A 14,777-nucleotide genomic window follows, 5' to 3' on the forward strand; every position below is an offset into this window, starting at 1 on the left:
GTTGTGGGCGGGCGATTGGATGTCTATGGGGGCGAGGCTGCGGTGTCAGCGGGTTCCTCATACGGCGGGGGTACGCCAAAATCGTCACCCTCTGACACCGCAGCCTCGCTGGCGCGCGTTTCGGGTCGCAAGGGCGCAGGGTCTTCTTCAATGCCTGCCAAACGCGCACCTGTGTTGAACAACAACATCCAGATCGTCAACGCCAAAGAGCACAACCTCAAAAACCTGAGCGTCAACATCCCGCGTGGCTGCTTCAACGTGGTCACGGGCGTCAGCGGTTCGGGCAAGTCCACGCTGGCATTTGACATCCTGTTCAACGAAGGTCAGCGCCGTTATTTGGAAAGTCTGAACGCCTATGCCCGCGCCATCGTGCAGCCCGCAGGCCGCCCCGAAGTCGATGCGGTGTACGGCATCCCGCCCACCGTGGCGATTGAGCAGCGGCTATCGCGCGGTGGCCGCAAATCGACCGTGGGCACGACCACCGAGGTCTGGCATTTCTTGCGCTTGCTCTATGTGAAGCTGGGCATTCAGCATTGCGTGCACGACAACACCCCCGTGCAGCCCCAAACACCCGACAGCATCATCGCGCAGCTGATGACGCAGTTCCGCGGTCAGCACATTGGTTTATTGGCCCCGTTGGTCGTCAACCGCAAAGGTGTTTACACCGAGCTGGCCGATTGGGCGCGGCCCCGTGGCTACACGCACTTGCGCGTCGATGGCGACTTTTTGCCCACACAAGGCTTTCCGCGCATCGACCGCTTCAAAGAGCACAACATCGAGCTGCCCGTGGCCAGCCTCGATGTGCTGCCCAGCAACGAGACGGCGCTGCGCCAAGCGCTGGCCAAAACCCTGGAGCACGGCAAAGGTGTGGTGCATGTGTTGAGCGATCTGGATGGCCTGCGCGAAGCCATGTTCAGCGGCGAGTCCACCGCCCGCATCGGCCAGCACCGGGTGTTTTCGACGCTGCGGGCTTGCCCAGCCTGCGACACCTCGTATGCCGAACTGGACCCGCGCTTGTTCTCGTACAACAGCAAACACGGTTGGTGCCCCGATTGCGTGGGCACGGGCGTCAAGCTCAGCAAGGACGAACGCAAAGTGTTTGACGACTCGGTACGTGACGACAAAGACAAAGGCCGTGAGCAAACCTTTGCCGAACCCGAGATCGAAGACCTGGCCAATGTGGCCTGCCCCAGCTGTGAGGGCACCCGACTGAACGCGACAGCCCGCGCTGTGCGGCTCGGTGTTGCACCCGGCCAAGGCTGGCGTATCACCGACATCGCCAGTTTGTCGGTGACCGACGTGCGGCACTGGGTAGACAAGCTGCAACTCACTGGCCGTGACGCCGACATCGCCCGCGACCTGGTGCCCGAGATCAAGAGCCGCCTGGAGTTTTTGGAAGAAGTGGGCCTGGGCTACCTCACGCTGGATCGGGGTGCGCCCACGCTCTCGGGTGGCGAGGCGCAGCGCATTCGCCTGGCCGCGCAATTGGGCAGCAACTTGCAGGGCGTGTGCTATGTGCTGGACGAGCCCACCATTGGCCTGCACGCCCGCGACAACCGGATTTTGCTCAACGCTTTGCAAAGCCTGAGCGACAAGGGCAACACCTTGGTGGTGGTGGAGCACGACGAAGACACCATCCGCCGCGCCGACCACATCATTGACATTGGCCCGAGTGCGGGCAAGCGTGGTGGCCGCTTGGTGGCGCAAGGCTCGGTGGCCGACATCACGGCTTCTGCGGATTCGCAAACCGGGCGCTATTTGCTGCACGCGATGAGGCATCCGATGCAGGCTCGGCGTGTGGTCGATGCCTCTGCGCGGGGCAATACCGTGGGCTCCTCATACGGCGGGGGTACACCAAAATCGTCGCCCACGCCATCGCCCCACGCAGAAGCTGCGGGTGCTGAACTCAATCAATTGGGGTCAGGTCCCAATTCTTTGCAAATTCCGACGGCCGCTGAAACCGCGATCACCGCAGCAAAGGCCACCGCCAAAGCGAAAGGCAAAAAGAAGGCCACGCCTGAAGCCATTGCTGAAACACCCGAAGCACCCACACCCCAATGGCTCACGCTCACAGGGGCCAACTTGCACAACCTGCGCCAAGTCGATGTGCAAGTGCCCCTCAGGCGTTTGGTGGCTGTGACTGGCGTGAGCGGTTCCGGCAAGTCCACCCTGGCCCGAGATGTGTTGCTGGCCAACGTGCAGGCGCTGGTCAGCCAGCGCTCAACTTTCGCAGGCCGCACCGCACAAGACGCTGGCCAGCGCGTGGCCTTGAGCGCGTGCAGCGATGTGCAAGGCTTTGAGACGATTGATCGCGTGCTCGAAGTGGACCAAACGCCGATCGGCAAAACACCGCGCTCCTGCCCCGCCACCTACATCGGGTTTTGGGACACGGTGCGCAAGCTGTTTGCCGAAACGCTGGAAGCCAAAGCGCGCGGCTACGCGGCTGGGCGCTTCAGCTTCAACACCGGCGAAGGCCGCTGCCCCAGCTGCGAAGGCCAGGGCATGCGCACCATCGAGATGAGCTTTTTGCCCGACGTGAAAGTGCATTGCGAGACCTGCCGAGGTGCCCGCTTCAACCCCGAGACCCTGGCGGTGACGTGGCGCGGCAAGAGCATTGGCGACGTGCTGCAGATGGAAGTGGACGAAGCGGTGGACTTTTTTGCCAGCATGCCCGGCATCGCGCACCCGCTGCAGTTGCTCAAAGACGTGGGTTTGGGCTACCTCACCTTGGGCCAGCCTTCACCCACGCTCAGTGGCGGCGAAGCCCAGCGCATCAAACTCGTGACCGAGCTGACCAAAGTACGCGACGAAGTGGGCAAGCGCGGCAACAAAGCCCCGCACACGCTGTATGTGCTGGACGAACCCACGGTGGGCCTGCACATGGCCGATGTGGACAAGCTCATCAGCGTGCTGCACCGTTTGGTCAACGCCGGTCACAGCGTGATCGTGATCGAGCACGACCTGGATGTGATCGCCGAAGCCGACTGGGTGATTGACTTGGGGCCAGAAGGCGGCAATGCGGGCGGCCGCATCGTGGCCGCTGCCACGCCTGAAGCCCTGGTGCGCCTGGGCACCCACACGGGGGTGGCGCTGGGGCCGGTGTTGGCGCGGGTCTAATCCCCAGCCCACAGGGCTGGGCTGAGGGGTGGCCGTGTGTCCAGGCCTTGAAGTCTGGCCAATTCCGGGGCTGGGGTAAGTCTGTGGGCCAGAGGGCGTAAAGGCCCGATATGATTTATGTTTGCTTGAGGATGGACAGGAGTGCTTGCCATGGGTGATGAATTGAAGGTGCATTGGCGCAGCCGCGCCGGGGCTTTGGCCATGCTGGGTGGGGCTTTGTGCAGCCCGCTTTCCTGGGCGCAAGCCGACCCTGCGGCGGCTCAAAAAAACCTGGAGCAGTTGGGCGCGCAGTTGCGTGAACGTGTGTTGCCCAAGCCCGTGGTTTACGTGGACACCTTGGGCCTGGAGGCCAACACGCCCGTGGCGCATCTGGTGGCGGTGCAGGTGCAAAGTTCGGTTTTGTCGCGCACCATTGACCGTTATTGGCAAGGCCGCGTCGGGCGTGCGGTGTCGGTGGACGAGATCCGCGCGTTTCACGGCTGGTTTTATGACCGCGCGGCCCAAGAGGGCTTCATGGCTTATGCCAAAACCGAAGTGGTGCAAGTCAACGGTGGCCAGCAACTGAACATCCAGGTCATGCAGCCCAAGATCAATGCTGTGCGTGTGCTGGTGCCCGACAGCCCGCAGGCCAGCCCTTATCTGGAGCGCGTGCAAAACCGCATTGGTCAGGTTTTCAAGGCGGGACTGCCGCTGGACACCTTGGCCCTGGACCAGGTGCTCGACTCAGCCAGCCACGATTTGCCCATCGAATTGGAGGCCACCTTGCGCGCTGTGGGCCCCGAGTTGCTGGATCTGGTGGTCACCCTCACGCCCGCCATCGCCATGCCGGGCCAAACCTCCTCGGGCGTGGTGCAGTTGAACAACCATGGCCTGCGCCAATACGGACAAACCCAGTTGCTGGCGGCCATGACCGTGGGCATGCCAGCGGTCAAGTCGCAGCTGTCCTTGCTGGCACAAGCCTCCGAGGGCGTGGCCTATGCGCGGGCTGATTACGAAGGCCTGTTGCCTGCACTGGGCTCGCGCTGGTCGGTGTTTGGCACCCATTCGCGCAGCCAATCGGTGCTGGACGGCGTCGCGGCCACCGAGGGCGAGGCCACCGAGCTGGGTCTGGGTCTGAGCCGCATCCTGGGGGGCAGCCGCGACTTGGTCTTCAAAGGGCATGTGGAGTTGGCCAGCCGCGAGAGCGAGAGCCGCTTGCAGGCCACGGGCGCGCAGCTGTCGAGCATCGAGGACCGTCAACTGCGCGGGCGTTTGGTGCTGGACAACGAGCGCCTGTCGCCCCACCCCCTGCGGGCTGAGTTCGGCCTGGTGCTGGGGCAGTACCCGCAGCCGGTCAGTGCCGCGGTGCAGCAAGGGACTTACAGCCGCGCCAGTTTTGCGCTCAAGGCACAAACGCCTTTGAACGCGAGTGGCTCCTTGCGACTGACGGGCCGCCTGCGCGGTCAATGGGCCAGCCGCAATCTGGACTCCTACAACCAGATCACTTTGGGTGGCACCAACGGGGTGAGGGCCTACACCAGCGCCGACGGAGTGGGTGACCACGGTGCTTTGGCCAGCCTGGAGCTGACCCAGACCCTCAGCCCTGTGCTGTCGGTCACGGCTTTCTACGACGGGGGGCAGGTGCAGGCGCAGGCCAAACCCCTGAATGCGTCGGCTTTGAACCGTTATGCGTTGCAAGGCGCGGGCCTGCAATTGCAAGGGCGTTATTTCCAGCTGCACTACACCCTGACCTGGGCCAAAGGACTGGGCGACTATGCGGGCTGGGTGCCGAGCAACATCGAGTCCCATCCCGGCAACAGCCGCGTGAACCTGTCGGTGAGTTACCTGTTCTGAGCGCCTGGCCGGTGCTGCTCGATGCCTTGTAGCCCGCTCAGTTGACTGGCGGGTTGGCCGCTGCGCCCAGTCGCCACAAAGAGGTGACTTCGGCCGCCCGGGCGGCATGCAACGGATCGGTCTCGTCGCTGGCTTTGCCGTGCACGGGTTTCACGTCCATGCGACCCAGCACCTGCAGGCCCGCTTGCGCGATCCAGCTGAGCAATTCTTCGCGGCTGCGCAGGCCCAGGTGCTCGGCCAGGTCCGACAGAATCAACCAGCCTTCGCCGCCTTCGTACAGGTGGGCGGGCAGGCCGCTCAAGAAGCCCTTGAGCATCTGACTGCCTTCGTCGTAGACGGCTTGCTCCAGCAAAGAGGTTGCGCGTGCGGGCAGCCAAGGCGGGTTGCACACCACCAGGGCGGCCAGGCCGGGCGGGAACAAATCGGTGTGCAGCAATTGCACCTGGTTTTGCAGGCCCAGGCGCTGCAGGTTGTCGCGGGCACAGGCCAAAGCGCGCTCAGACAGGTCGCTGCCCACCACCTGGGCGGCCCCCCGCCGGACCAGCAAGGCCGACAGCACGCCAGTGCCCACCCCTATGTCAAAAGCCACCGAATGCGCCTTCAGCGCCTCAGGCCAAGGGGCTTTGGCCACCAGTTGCACATATTCACCGCGCACGGGCGAAAACACGCCGTAATGCGGGTGGATGCGCAAATTTTCCCCGAGGGCGGGGACTTCGACCCCGTTCTTGCGCCACTCGAAAGACCCGATCACCCCTTGCAGGCTGCGCAGCGACACCACGCGGTGCTGACCGTCAGCGGGCCCCCAGGCCTGCTGGCAAGCCGCCTGAACGTCTGGTGCCCGACGCAGCGCGATGCTGTAGTCGGGTTGCAGCTCGATCAGGATTTGGCCGAGCACCCGGGCGCGTTGAGACTGCGCCTGGCGGTGGGCATTGAAGACGGAGGGGGTCGGGTGGGCGTTGTCACTGGCTTTGACTTTTACTGGTTTTTTGCGTGCCGGGCGGTCCAGTCGGCGTTTGAGCGCTTGCAGCAACTGGCGGGCGTTTTGAAAGTCGCCACGCCACAACAAACCTGTGCCTTCACAGGCCAGGCGGTAGGCGGTGCCGGCGTTCAGGGTGTCATCCACCACCATCACCTTGCTGGGGGGGCGGGCCCCGTGGTCAGCCACCCACAGCGCGCTGCGGGTTTGGCCATCTTCTTGCCAGGTGAGGGGGGCCGGTGGGGTCATGAGAAATTGCGGCCCAGTGACCGGTGTGCTGTAGAGGCTGCATCATAGCGGTCGCTGCTCGGACTGCCGCGAAAACCTGCGCGTTCTTCGGTAACTTGGGTGCAGGCAAAATAGCGCCTGTGGATACACCCAATCAGACCCGCCCGCCCATGCCTGCTCCCAGTAGGACGCTTGCGTCTTTTTCGGAAAATGTGGCTGTGTTGGTGCCCACTTACAATCCGGGCCCTTTGTGGGTTGATTTTTTGGCAAGTTTGCAGGCGCAAACACCAACACCTGCACATTGCTGGGTGCTGGATTCGGAGTCCAACGACGGCAGTTTGGCCAAGACCGCGCAGGCGGGCATGGTGGTTCATCCGGTGGAGCGCAAGCACTTCAACCATGGCGGCACCCGCCAATGGGGCATCGATCGCTTGCCCGCAGAGGTCGAGTTTGTCGTGTTCCTCACACAGGACGCGGTGTTGGCCGATCCGCAGGCCATCGGGCGTTTGTTGTCCGGGTTTGCAGACCCCGAGGTGGCCGCTGTGTATGGCCGCCAAGTGCCGCACCCGCAGGCCAGCGCCATTGCCGCGCACGCCCGGCATTTCAACTACCCCGAGCAAAGCCAAACCCGGCGCTGGTCGGACAAGGAACGTCTGGGCATCAAGGCCTGCTTTTTGTCCAATGCCTTTGCGGCCTACCGCTTGTCGGCGCTGCGCGAGGTGGGGGGCTTTTCGAGCCGCGTGATTGTGGGCGAAGACACGCACCTGGCCGCGCGCCTGTTACAGAAGGGCCATGCGATTCGCTACGAGGCGCAGGCACTCGTTTATCATTCGCATAACTATTCTTTGACCAGCGAATTTGCACGCTACTTTGACACGGGCGTGTTTCACCACGATGAAAACTGGATGATCCGGGACTTTGGCAAAGCGGGCCGTGAGGGCCTCAGGTTCCTGAAATCTGAAATCCGATTTTTGGTTCGGAACGCCCCTTGGCGCTTGCCCGAAGCGCTGCTGCGCACGGCGCTCAAAGCGTTGGCTTACCGCTTGGGTTGCACGCACACGCGCTGGCCTTTGGCCCTCAAAAAACAGCTGTCCATGCACAAAGGGTTCTGGGCGTGAAGCATCCCGAAAAACCCGCCACGCTGGCCTCGCACCTGCCTGTGGCCCACCTGAGCCTGATGCAGGTGCGGCTGTCCAAGCTGGCCATTTTGCTGGGCGACGCTTTGGCCATGGCTTCGGCCTTCTTGCTGTCTTTGTGGCTGGCGGCCGCCGTGGTGGCGCCGCCCGGGGTGATGTTCAAAGTCTGGTGGGCCGGGCAGGACGGCCAGCGCTTTTGGGCCTGGGGCTTGATCGGCTTGCTGGGTCTGGTCTTGCTCTTGACCCGCTACCAGCACTACAGCGATCGCCGACCTGTGTGGGACGAGCTGGGTGACTTTTTTCGACTGGTGAGCGTGCTCGCCCTGATGGACATGGCCCTGGTGGCCATGACCCGCTGGAATGCCTCGCGCCTGTGGTGGCTGCTGTCTTGGTTGTTGGCCTTGCTCATGCTGGTGCTGATGCGCCATGTGACGCGCCAGATCCTCAAGAAATTTTCGCTCTGGTACCGGCCCACGGTCATCATCGGCATTGGCCCCAACGCCGAGGAGGCGGCCCTGGCCCTGAACAGCCAGCCTGAATTGGGATTTGCGGTGCAGGGCTTTGTTGACGCCGGGGGCGCTGCAGGCCAGGCATCGGACCAGACCTACCCCCGCTTGCGCGCGCTGGACATGGCACCTTATGCGAAAGCGCCGGGCATTCAGTGGGTCATTGCGCTCGAGCATGCCCAATCCGAGCAGCGCGAGCAATGGCTGCGGCAATTGGCCCAATGGGGCGCGCCGGACATCAGTGTCATCCCGGCCATGCGGGGCGTGCCTTTGCACGGCACGGACATGTCGCACTTTTTCTCACACGAAGTGGCCTTGCTGCGCATGCGCAACAACTTGCGCAGGTGGCCGGCAAGGCTGACCAAAAGGCTGTTTGACACCTTGGCTGCGCTCATGCTGCTGGTGCTGCTCAGCCTGGGCTTTTTGCTGGTGGCTTGGGCCATTCGGCGCGATGGCGGCCCGGCCTTGTTTGCACACCCGCGCATCGGCAAAAAAGGCCGAGTCTTCAATTGTTACAAGTTCCGCACCATGGTGGTCGATGCCGAGAAGCAGCTGGAGCAATTGCTGCAGCGGCAGCCCGAACTGCGCAAGCAATGGCAGCAAGAGCACAAGCTGCGCTCAGACCCGCGCATCAGCCCCCTGGGGCGTTTGTTGCGGCGCACCAGCCTGGACGAATTGCCCCAACTGCTCAATGTGATTCGGGGTGAGATGAGTCTGGTGGGGCCTCGGCCCGTGGTGCGCAGCGAATTGCCGCGTTATGGCGATCAGGTGGGTTATTACCTGATGGTGCGCCCCGGCATGACCGGCTTGTGGCAAGTCAGCGGGCGCAACGATGTGGACTACGACACGCGGGTGTACCTGGACAGCTGGTATGTCAAAAACTGGTCGCTGTGGCACGACCTGGTGATCTTGTTCAAGACCGTTTCGGTGGTCTTGTCGCGCCAGGGTGCTTACTGAGCCAGGGGATCAGCCGCGTGGCGCGTTCGCGAGCAGCCGCTGCGCTAGCTCGGCAAAACCAGCGCCACGGGCTTGTTGCGTCACAAAACGGGGCTTGAAACGCAATTGCGGCAGGAAGCGGGCGATGTTGGCCACGCCCACGCTGGTGGGGAAGTGTTCAAACATCACTTGGTCATTGGTGGAGTCACCCACATAAACCCATTGCTGCCACTCCTGGTCCAGCGGGCGTGCGCACAGTTCGCGCAAAATCCAGCGTGCCCCGCTCAACTTGTGGTGGTTGCCAAACCAGCCGTTGATGTGGATGCTGCTGACGGTGGCCACCATGCCGGCGCTGCGCATGATGCGCACCACCTCGTCAATGGCCGCAGCGGGCAAATGCGTGAATTCGCTGTGGTCGATCGCGATGTCGGTTTCCCGCCCGGCACTGTCCTGGGCCAGCGCGGCGCCGGGCACCTCGCGCACGATGCGAGCGGCCACCTCTTGCATGCGTGTCCAGTTGGTAGAGCGCTCGGCCGCGCTTTGCTGGTAAATGGCCTGAGGTGTGCCGTTGGCTTGGGGCAGCCAGGCCGCAGCCCCGTTTTCGGCGACCAGCGCATCCACGGGCCAGGCTTGGGCAAAATCGCGGCTCCAGCCCATGGGCCGTCCGGTGATGGGAATGACCATGAGGCCAGCTCGCTTGAGCTCGGCCAGCGCCTGCAAGGCGTCGGCCGTGATCGCGCCCTCGGTGGTCAGGGTGTCATCGATGTCGGTGAACACGCCCAACCAAGGCTGGGGTGGGCGCTGCCAATGCGACAGGTCCAGCATCCAAGTGCGTCAGTAGGTCAGCGCGTTCAGCCGCTGGATGACGGCCAGCGTGGGCGCGCTCTGGTTCATGGTGTAGAAGTGGATGGCGGGCACGCCGCCGTTGATGAGCTGCTCGCACAGGTCACTCACCACATCCAGGCCAAAGGCCTTGATCGACTCCACATCGTCGCCATAGGCCTGCAGGCGCAGCCGGATCCAGCGCGGAATTTCGGCCCCGCAGGCGTCCGAAAAACGCAGCAACTGCGAGGAGCTGGTGATGGGCATGATGCCCGGCACCACGGGCACATCCACGCCCAATTTGTAGGCGTCGTCCACAAAGCGGAAATACGCGTCGCTGTTGTAGAAGTATTGTGTGATGGCCGAATTGGCCCCGGCTTTGACCTTGGTGGCAAACGCCTGCAAGTCGGCTTCGGGCGACTTGGCTTGTGGGTGGATCTCGGGGTAGGCCGCCACTTCGATGTGGAAATCGTCACCGGTCTCGGCGCGGATGAAGCTCACCAGGTCGCTGGCGTAGTGGAACTCACCGCCCGCGCCGTAGCCGCTGGGCAAGTCGCCGCGCAAAGCCACCAGGCGCTGCACGCCCATGGCCTTGAGCGTGGCCAGCTCGGCACGCACCGAAGCCTTGGTCGCGCCAATGCACGAAAAGTGCGAGGCGGCGGCCACGCCTTCGGCCTGGATCGCGCACACGGTGGCAAACGTGCCCTCTTGGGTGGAACCGCCAGCGCCGTAGGTCACCGAGCAAAACTCGGGCTTCAGGGTGTAGAGCTTCTCGCGCACGCCGCGCAGTTTCTCAGCGCCTTCGGGCGTTTTGGGCGGAAAAAATTCCAGGCTGATGGGCAGCTTCAAACCAGACATCACAACACCTTCAAACATTCAATAGTCGTTGGCCTTGGCATAGGCCTTGGCGGCCAGATCGGCCTCGTGCGCCACACGCGTGGCCTCGCGTGCGGGCCAAACCGCCGCCGGGTCAGGCCAGCAGGCCTGCACAAAAAATTCGCGGTTGCCGTCGCCGCCCTCAATCGGGCTGCTCAGCCAGCCGGTGACTTTCATGCCCAACTCCGCCAAGGCCGTGCGCACACGGTTTTCGATGAAGGGGAAATGCGTGTCGTCTTTCACGATACCCCCCTTGCCCACCTGGCCCGGTTGCAGCTCGAACTGGGGTTTGACAAGCATGAGCAACTGGCCCGTGGGTTTGAGCAAATGCACAACACCCGGCAAGACCAGCGTGAGCGAAATGAAGGACACATCGCCCACCATCAGATCAAAACCTTCCAGCGCATAGGGAATGCGTTCGTCTCCAGGCTCCAACTCGCGGGCATTCACCCCTTCGATGCAGACCACCCGTTCATCTTGGCTGATGCGTGGGTGCACCTGGGCATGGCCCACGTCAATGCCCACCACCTCGGCCGCGCCGTGCTGCAGCAAACAGTCGGTGAAGCCACCTGTGCTCTGGCCCACATCCAGACAGCGCAAGCCGTCCACCTGCACGCCCGTGGCCTTCAAGGCCCCTTCGAGCTTCAAGCCGCCCCGTGAGACGTAGCGCGACTCGGCGTCGTCAAGCAGCTGCAGGGCAGCACTCTCGGGCACCTCGTCGCGATTTTTGACAATGGCACGCCAAGTCCCGTCGGGCCGCTGCCACTGCACGCCCCCGGCGATCAGTCGCTGAGCCTGGGAGCGAGAAGCGGCCAGGCCGCGCTCGACGAGAAGTTGGTCAATGCGCATGCGTGGTTTTTAATAACGGTAAGTGTCGGCTTTGTACGGGCCGTTTTTGGACACACCGATGTAAGACGCTTGCTCGTCGCTGAGTTCGGTCAGCATCGCGCCGACTTTCTTCAGGTGCAAACGTGCGACCTTCTCGTCGAGGTGCTTGGGCAACACATAGACTTTGCCGGATTCGTACTGGTCTTGTTTGGTGAACAACTCGATCTGGGCAATCGTCTGGTTGGCAAACGAAGACGACATCACGAAGCTGGGGTGGCCGGTGGCGCAGCCCAGGTTCACCAAGCGGCCTTTGGCCAGCAAAGTGATCTTCTTGCCATCGGGGAAGATGACGTGGTCGACCTGGGGCTTGATCTCGTCCCACTGGCACTTCTCCAACGAGGCGACGTCGATCTCGTTGTCAAAGTGACCGATGTTGCAAACGATGGCTTCGTCTTTCATGGCGGCCATGTGCTCGTAGCGGATCACGTTCTTGTTGCCGGTGGCCGACACGAAGATGTCGCACTTGTCAGCGGCGTATTCCATGGTCACGACCTTGAAGCCTTCCATCGCGGCTTGCAGGGCGTTGATCGGATCGATTTCGGTCACCCACACTTGGGCGCTCAGGGCGCGCAGGGCTTGGGCCGAACCCTTGCCCACGTCACCGTAACCGGCGACCACGGCCACTTTGCCGGCGATCATCACGTCGGTGGCGCGCTTGATGGAGTCCACCAAAGACTCGCGGCAGCCATACAGGTTGTCGAACTTGCTCTTGGTCACCGAGTCGTTCACGTTGATGGCGCGGAACATCAGGCTGCCCTTGGCGGCCATTTCGTTCAGGCGCAACACGCCAGTGGTGGTCTCTTCGGTCACGCCGATGATCTGGGCACCCTTGCGGCTGTACCAGGTCGGGTCCACGGCCAGCTTGGCCTTGATGGCGTTGAACAGGCAAGTCTCTTCTTCGCTGGTGGGGTTGGCGATCAAAGAGGCGTCGGTTTCGGCGCGCTTGCCCAGGTGCATGAGCAGCGTGGCGTCGCCGCCGTCGTCCAGAATCATGTTGGGGCCTTCACCGGGCGTGCCTGCGGGGCCAAAGTCAAAAATGCGGTGGGTGTAGTCCCAGTAATCGGCCAGGGTTTCGCCCTTGATGGCGAACACGGGTGTGCCCTTGGCAGCAATCGCTGCAGCGGCGTGGTCTTGGGTCGAGAAGATGTTGCAAGAAGCCCAGCGCACGTCGGCGCCCAAGGCTTGCAGGGTCTCGATCAGCACGGCCGTCTGGATGGTCATGTGCAGCGAGCCGGTGATGCGTGCGCCCTTCAAGGGCTGGGCCTTGTTGAACTCTTCGCGAATGGCCATCAGGCCGGGCATTTCGGTCTCGGCGATTTTGATTTCTTTGCGGCCCCAATCGGCCAGGCCGATGTCGGCGATCACGCAGTCAGCGTTGACGGTGGAAGGCATACGTGCATTCATGAGAAAAGCTCCAAAGCAATGTGAATAAGCCACATGCGTGGATGAAAGCACTGAAATTGAATACAGGCTCACCGCACGTCAAGTGGATGAGCGTCGTTGCTGTTTGAAGGTTCCGAGCCTCACGCCTGCTGCCAGCCGGATGGCTGGTGGGCGCTGCAACGCTCCTCGGAATGGCGCATTCTACAGCAGTCAGTCGGTTCCCAAGGGGCGATCAGGCCTTTTGCAGAGCGAACCTTGAAGCCTCAGGCTCAGGCGCACAAGGCCAACACCGCCAAGGGCGCGGTTTCGGCCCGCAACACGCGTGGCCCCAGGCTCACCGGCACAAAGCCTGCGGCCAGGGCTGCCGACTCTTCTGCAGGGCTCAGGCCGCCCTCGGGGCCGCTGAGCACTGTGACCGGTGTTGGGCTTTGCACGGCGTTGTGCACGTGTGCCAAAGGCCGTGTGCCATCGGACAGCGACAGCACCCAGCACTCGCCCGGTGGGGCTTTTTTCACCCATTCGGCCAGTGTCACAGCCGGGTGCACTGTGGGCACCCGGTTGCGGCCGCACTGCTCGGCTGCGGCCACGGCCACGCCCTGCCAGTGCGCCAATTTTTTCTCGGCGCGTTCGCCTTTGAGCTTGAGCACGCTGCGCTCAGCCACCAAGGGCGTGATGCTGGCCACACCCAGCTCGGTGGCTTTTTCGACCAGCCAGTCCATGCGCTCGTTGGCGGTGATGCCCGCCAGAAGGTGCACGGCGCGGGCTGCTTCGCGCTCTACGGCGCGGTGTGCGCCCACCTCCACCTCCACATCGCTGCGGCCCATGCGGGTGACGGTGGCGTCAAACTCACCGCCCTCACCGTTGAACAAGGTAATCACACCGCCCGGCTGCAGGCGCAGCACTTGCACATGGCGGGCAGCGCCTGCAGGCAGGCTCAAGGGCAGGCCTGTGGCCAATGGGGTGGGGCAGTAAAAGCGCGGCATGCTCACATGCGCCCGTAGGCAAAACCGACCTGGGGCGTGGTGCCTTCTATCTCGTCGATCAATTTCAGCAGCGGGCCCAGATCTCGGTAACGGTCGCAGGTGGTGCGGATGTAATGGAGGAAGCGCGGCGCATCGGCCAGGTATTTGGGCTTGCCGTCGCGCAAGGTCAGGCGGGCAAAGATGCCGGCCACTTTCAGGTGGCGTTGCAGGCCCATCCACTCGACGGCGCGGTAAAACGCGCCAAAGTCGCTGTGCCAGTCTTCAAAGTCCATCAGCCCGGCCTTGCGTGCTTTTTCCCAATAGCGGATGGTGATGTCGAGCACAAAGTCTTCGTCCCAGGTGAGGAAGGCGTCGCGCATCAGGCTGGCGATGTCGTAGCTGATGGGGCCGTAGACCGCGTCCTGGAAATCCAGCACGCCCAGTTGTGCACTGCTGCCACAAGGCATCATCAAATTGCGCGGCATGAAGTCGCGGTGCACATACACACTGGGCGCGGCCAGGTTGCGCTGCACGATCAGGGCAAAGGCCTTGTCGAACACCTCACGCTGCGCGCCTTGCAGCTGCACGCCACGGTGCTGGGCCAAATACCAATCGGGGAAGAGGCTCAGCTCTCGGTTAAGGAGTGCGGCGTCATAGGGTGGCAGCACGCCGGGGCGCGAGGCCAGTTGCCACTGCACCAGCGTGTCCACCGCCTGCATGTACAGGCCGTGGTTGGCCTGGGGGCGCTCAGGGTCGATGGCCGACATCATGGTGGCATCGCCCAGGTCGGTTAACAGCATGAAGCCGTGGGCTTCGTGCCAGTCCAGCACTTCGGGGGCATTCAGACCAGCGGCCTTCATCAAGGCGGCAATGCGCACAAAGGGCTCGGAGTTTTCCTTGTCGGGTGGTGCGTCCATGACGATGCGGCTGTCGCCCTGCACCGTGTCGACCCGCAGGTAGCGACGAAAGCTGGCATCGGCCGAGGCCACGCGCAAACTGTCGGGCAAAAGACCCTTTGAGGTGGCCAAACCGGACATCCAGCGGTCAAAAAGCGCCTGCCGGGCCGGATCGGCCCAGCTCACGCTGTTGTCTGGGTTGGGGCTGGGGGCTGAAG

10 protein-coding genes, 1 pseudogene and 1 riboswitch are annotated in these 14,777 nt (G+C 63.1%); of the genes and pseudogenes, 4 read left to right on the forward strand and 7 right to left on the reverse strand.

Annotated elements, in window-relative coordinates; genetic code table 11:
* Positions 1-186 precede the first annotated feature (186 nt).
* Positions 187-3,117: pseudogene (locus QZ190_RS13700) on the forward strand (excinuclease ABC subunit UvrA); the annotation flags it as partial.
* A gap of 150 nt (positions 3,118-3,267) precedes the next feature.
* Entirely contained in the window at positions 3,268-4,950 is a 1,683-nt protein-coding gene (locus tag QZ190_RS13705; protein ID WP_291917226.1) for a ShlB/FhaC/HecB family hemolysin secretion/activation protein, read from the forward strand.
* Between the two features lie 37 nt (positions 4,951-4,987).
* On the opposite strand, the gene QZ190_RS13710 is transcribed toward QZ190_RS13705, so the two are convergent.
* Positions 4,988-6,175 (reverse strand): class I SAM-dependent methyltransferase, encoded by a 1,188-nt coding sequence (locus QZ190_RS13710; RefSeq protein ID WP_291917228.1) that lies wholly within the window; start codon positions 6,173-6,175, stop codon positions 4,988-4,990.
* Between the two features lie 149 nt (positions 6,176-6,324).
* On the opposite strand from QZ190_RS13710, the gene QZ190_RS13715 reads away from it, so the two are divergent.
* Both QZ190_RS13715 and wbaP read left to right on the forward strand, forming a co-directional pair.
* Positions 6,325-7,272: a glycosyltransferase gene (locus tag QZ190_RS13715; RefSeq protein ID WP_291917231.1), complete on the forward strand. Its 948-nt coding sequence runs from the start codon at positions 6,325-6,327 to the stop codon at positions 7,270-7,272.
* Positions 7,269-8,753 (forward strand): undecaprenyl-phosphate galactose phosphotransferase WbaP, encoded by a 1,485-nt coding sequence (gene wbaP / locus QZ190_RS13720; RefSeq protein ID WP_291917233.1) that lies wholly within the window; start codon positions 7,269-7,271, stop codon positions 8,751-8,753. The genes QZ190_RS13715 and wbaP overlap by 4 nt, the downstream gene beginning before the upstream one ends.
* 9 nt (positions 8,754-8,762) lie before the next feature.
* Here wbaP and QZ190_RS13725 read toward each other — a convergent pair whose 3' ends face one another.
* The 6 genes from QZ190_RS13725 to QZ190_RS13750 form a co-directional block, all read right to left on the reverse strand.
* Entirely contained in the window at positions 8,763-9,557 is a 795-nt protein-coding gene (locus QZ190_RS13725) for an HAD-IIB family hydrolase (protein ID WP_291917235.1), read from the reverse strand.
* A gap of 9 nt (positions 9,558-9,566) precedes the next feature.
* On the reverse strand, positions 9,567-10,412 hold the full coding sequence (metF, locus tag QZ190_RS13730; RefSeq protein ID WP_291917237.1) for a methylenetetrahydrofolate reductase [NAD(P)H]: 846 nt from the start codon (positions 10,410-10,412) through the stop codon (positions 9,567-9,569).
* 18 nt (positions 10,413-10,430) lie between these two features.
* Positions 10,431-11,279, reverse strand: a complete 849-nt coding sequence (locus QZ190_RS13735) for a TlyA family RNA methyltransferase (protein ID WP_291917239.1) — start codon at positions 11,277-11,279, stop codon at positions 10,431-10,433.
* 9 nt (positions 11,280-11,288) lie between these two features.
* Positions 11,289-12,722: an adenosylhomocysteinase gene (gene ahcY / locus QZ190_RS13740; RefSeq protein ID WP_291917240.1), complete on the reverse strand. Its 1,434-nt coding sequence runs from the start codon at positions 12,720-12,722 to the stop codon at positions 11,289-11,291.
* 81 nt (positions 12,723-12,803) lie between these two features.
* Positions 12,804-12,895: riboswitch (S-adenosyl-L-homocysteine riboswitch) on the reverse strand.
* Positions 12,896-12,970: 75 nt separating this feature from the next.
* Positions 12,971-13,684, reverse strand: coding sequence for a 16S rRNA (uracil(1498)-N(3))-methyltransferase (locus QZ190_RS13745; protein WP_291917242.1), 714 nt, complete (start codon positions 13,682-13,684; stop codon positions 12,971-12,973).
* 2 nt (positions 13,685-13,686) lie between these two features.
* The gene (locus tag QZ190_RS13750; RefSeq protein WP_291917244.1) at positions 13,687-14,745 is read right to left on the reverse strand and encodes a phosphotransferase; all 1,059 of its coding nucleotides are present in this window, start codon (positions 14,743-14,745) and stop codon (positions 13,687-13,689) included.
* Positions 14,746-14,777: the final 32 nt, after the last annotated feature.

This window comes from Limnohabitans sp. (assembly GCF_017848645.1).
Classification (GTDB): domain Bacteria; phylum Pseudomonadota; class Gammaproteobacteria; order Burkholderiales; family Burkholderiaceae_C; genus Limnohabitans_A.

Bases quoted from the DNA above. Each gene is read 5' to 3' on its own strand.
- QZ190_RS13705 (WP_291917226.1), top strand. From the start codon at position 3,268: ATGGGTGATGAATTGAAGGTGCATTGGCGCAGCCGCGCCGGGGCTTTG.
- QZ190_RS13710 (WP_291917228.1), bottom strand. From the start codon at position 6,175: ATGACCCCACCGGCCCCCCTCACCTGGCAAGAAGATGGCCAAACCCGC.
- QZ190_RS13715 (WP_291917231.1), top strand. From the start codon at position 6,325: ATGCCTGCTCCCAGTAGGACGCTTGCGTCTTTTTCGGAAAATGTGGCT.
- QZ190_RS13725 (WP_291917235.1), bottom strand. From the start codon at position 9,557: ATGCTGGACCTGTCGCATTGGCAGCGCCCACCCCAGCCTTGGTTGGGC.
- metF (WP_291917237.1), bottom strand. From the start codon at position 10,412: ATGTCTGGTTTGAAGCTGCCCATCAGCCTGGAATTTTTTCCGCCCAAA.
- QZ190_RS13735 (WP_291917239.1), bottom strand. From the start codon at position 11,279: ATGCGCATTGACCAACTTCTCGTCGAGCGCGGCCTGGCCGCTTCTCGC.
- ahcY (WP_291917240.1), bottom strand. From the start codon at position 12,722: ATGAATGCACGTATGCCTTCCACCGTCAACGCTGACTGCGTGATCGCC.
- QZ190_RS13745 (WP_291917242.1), bottom strand. From the start codon at position 13,684: ATGCCGCGCTTTTACTGCCCCACCCCATTGGCCACAGGCCTGCCCTTG.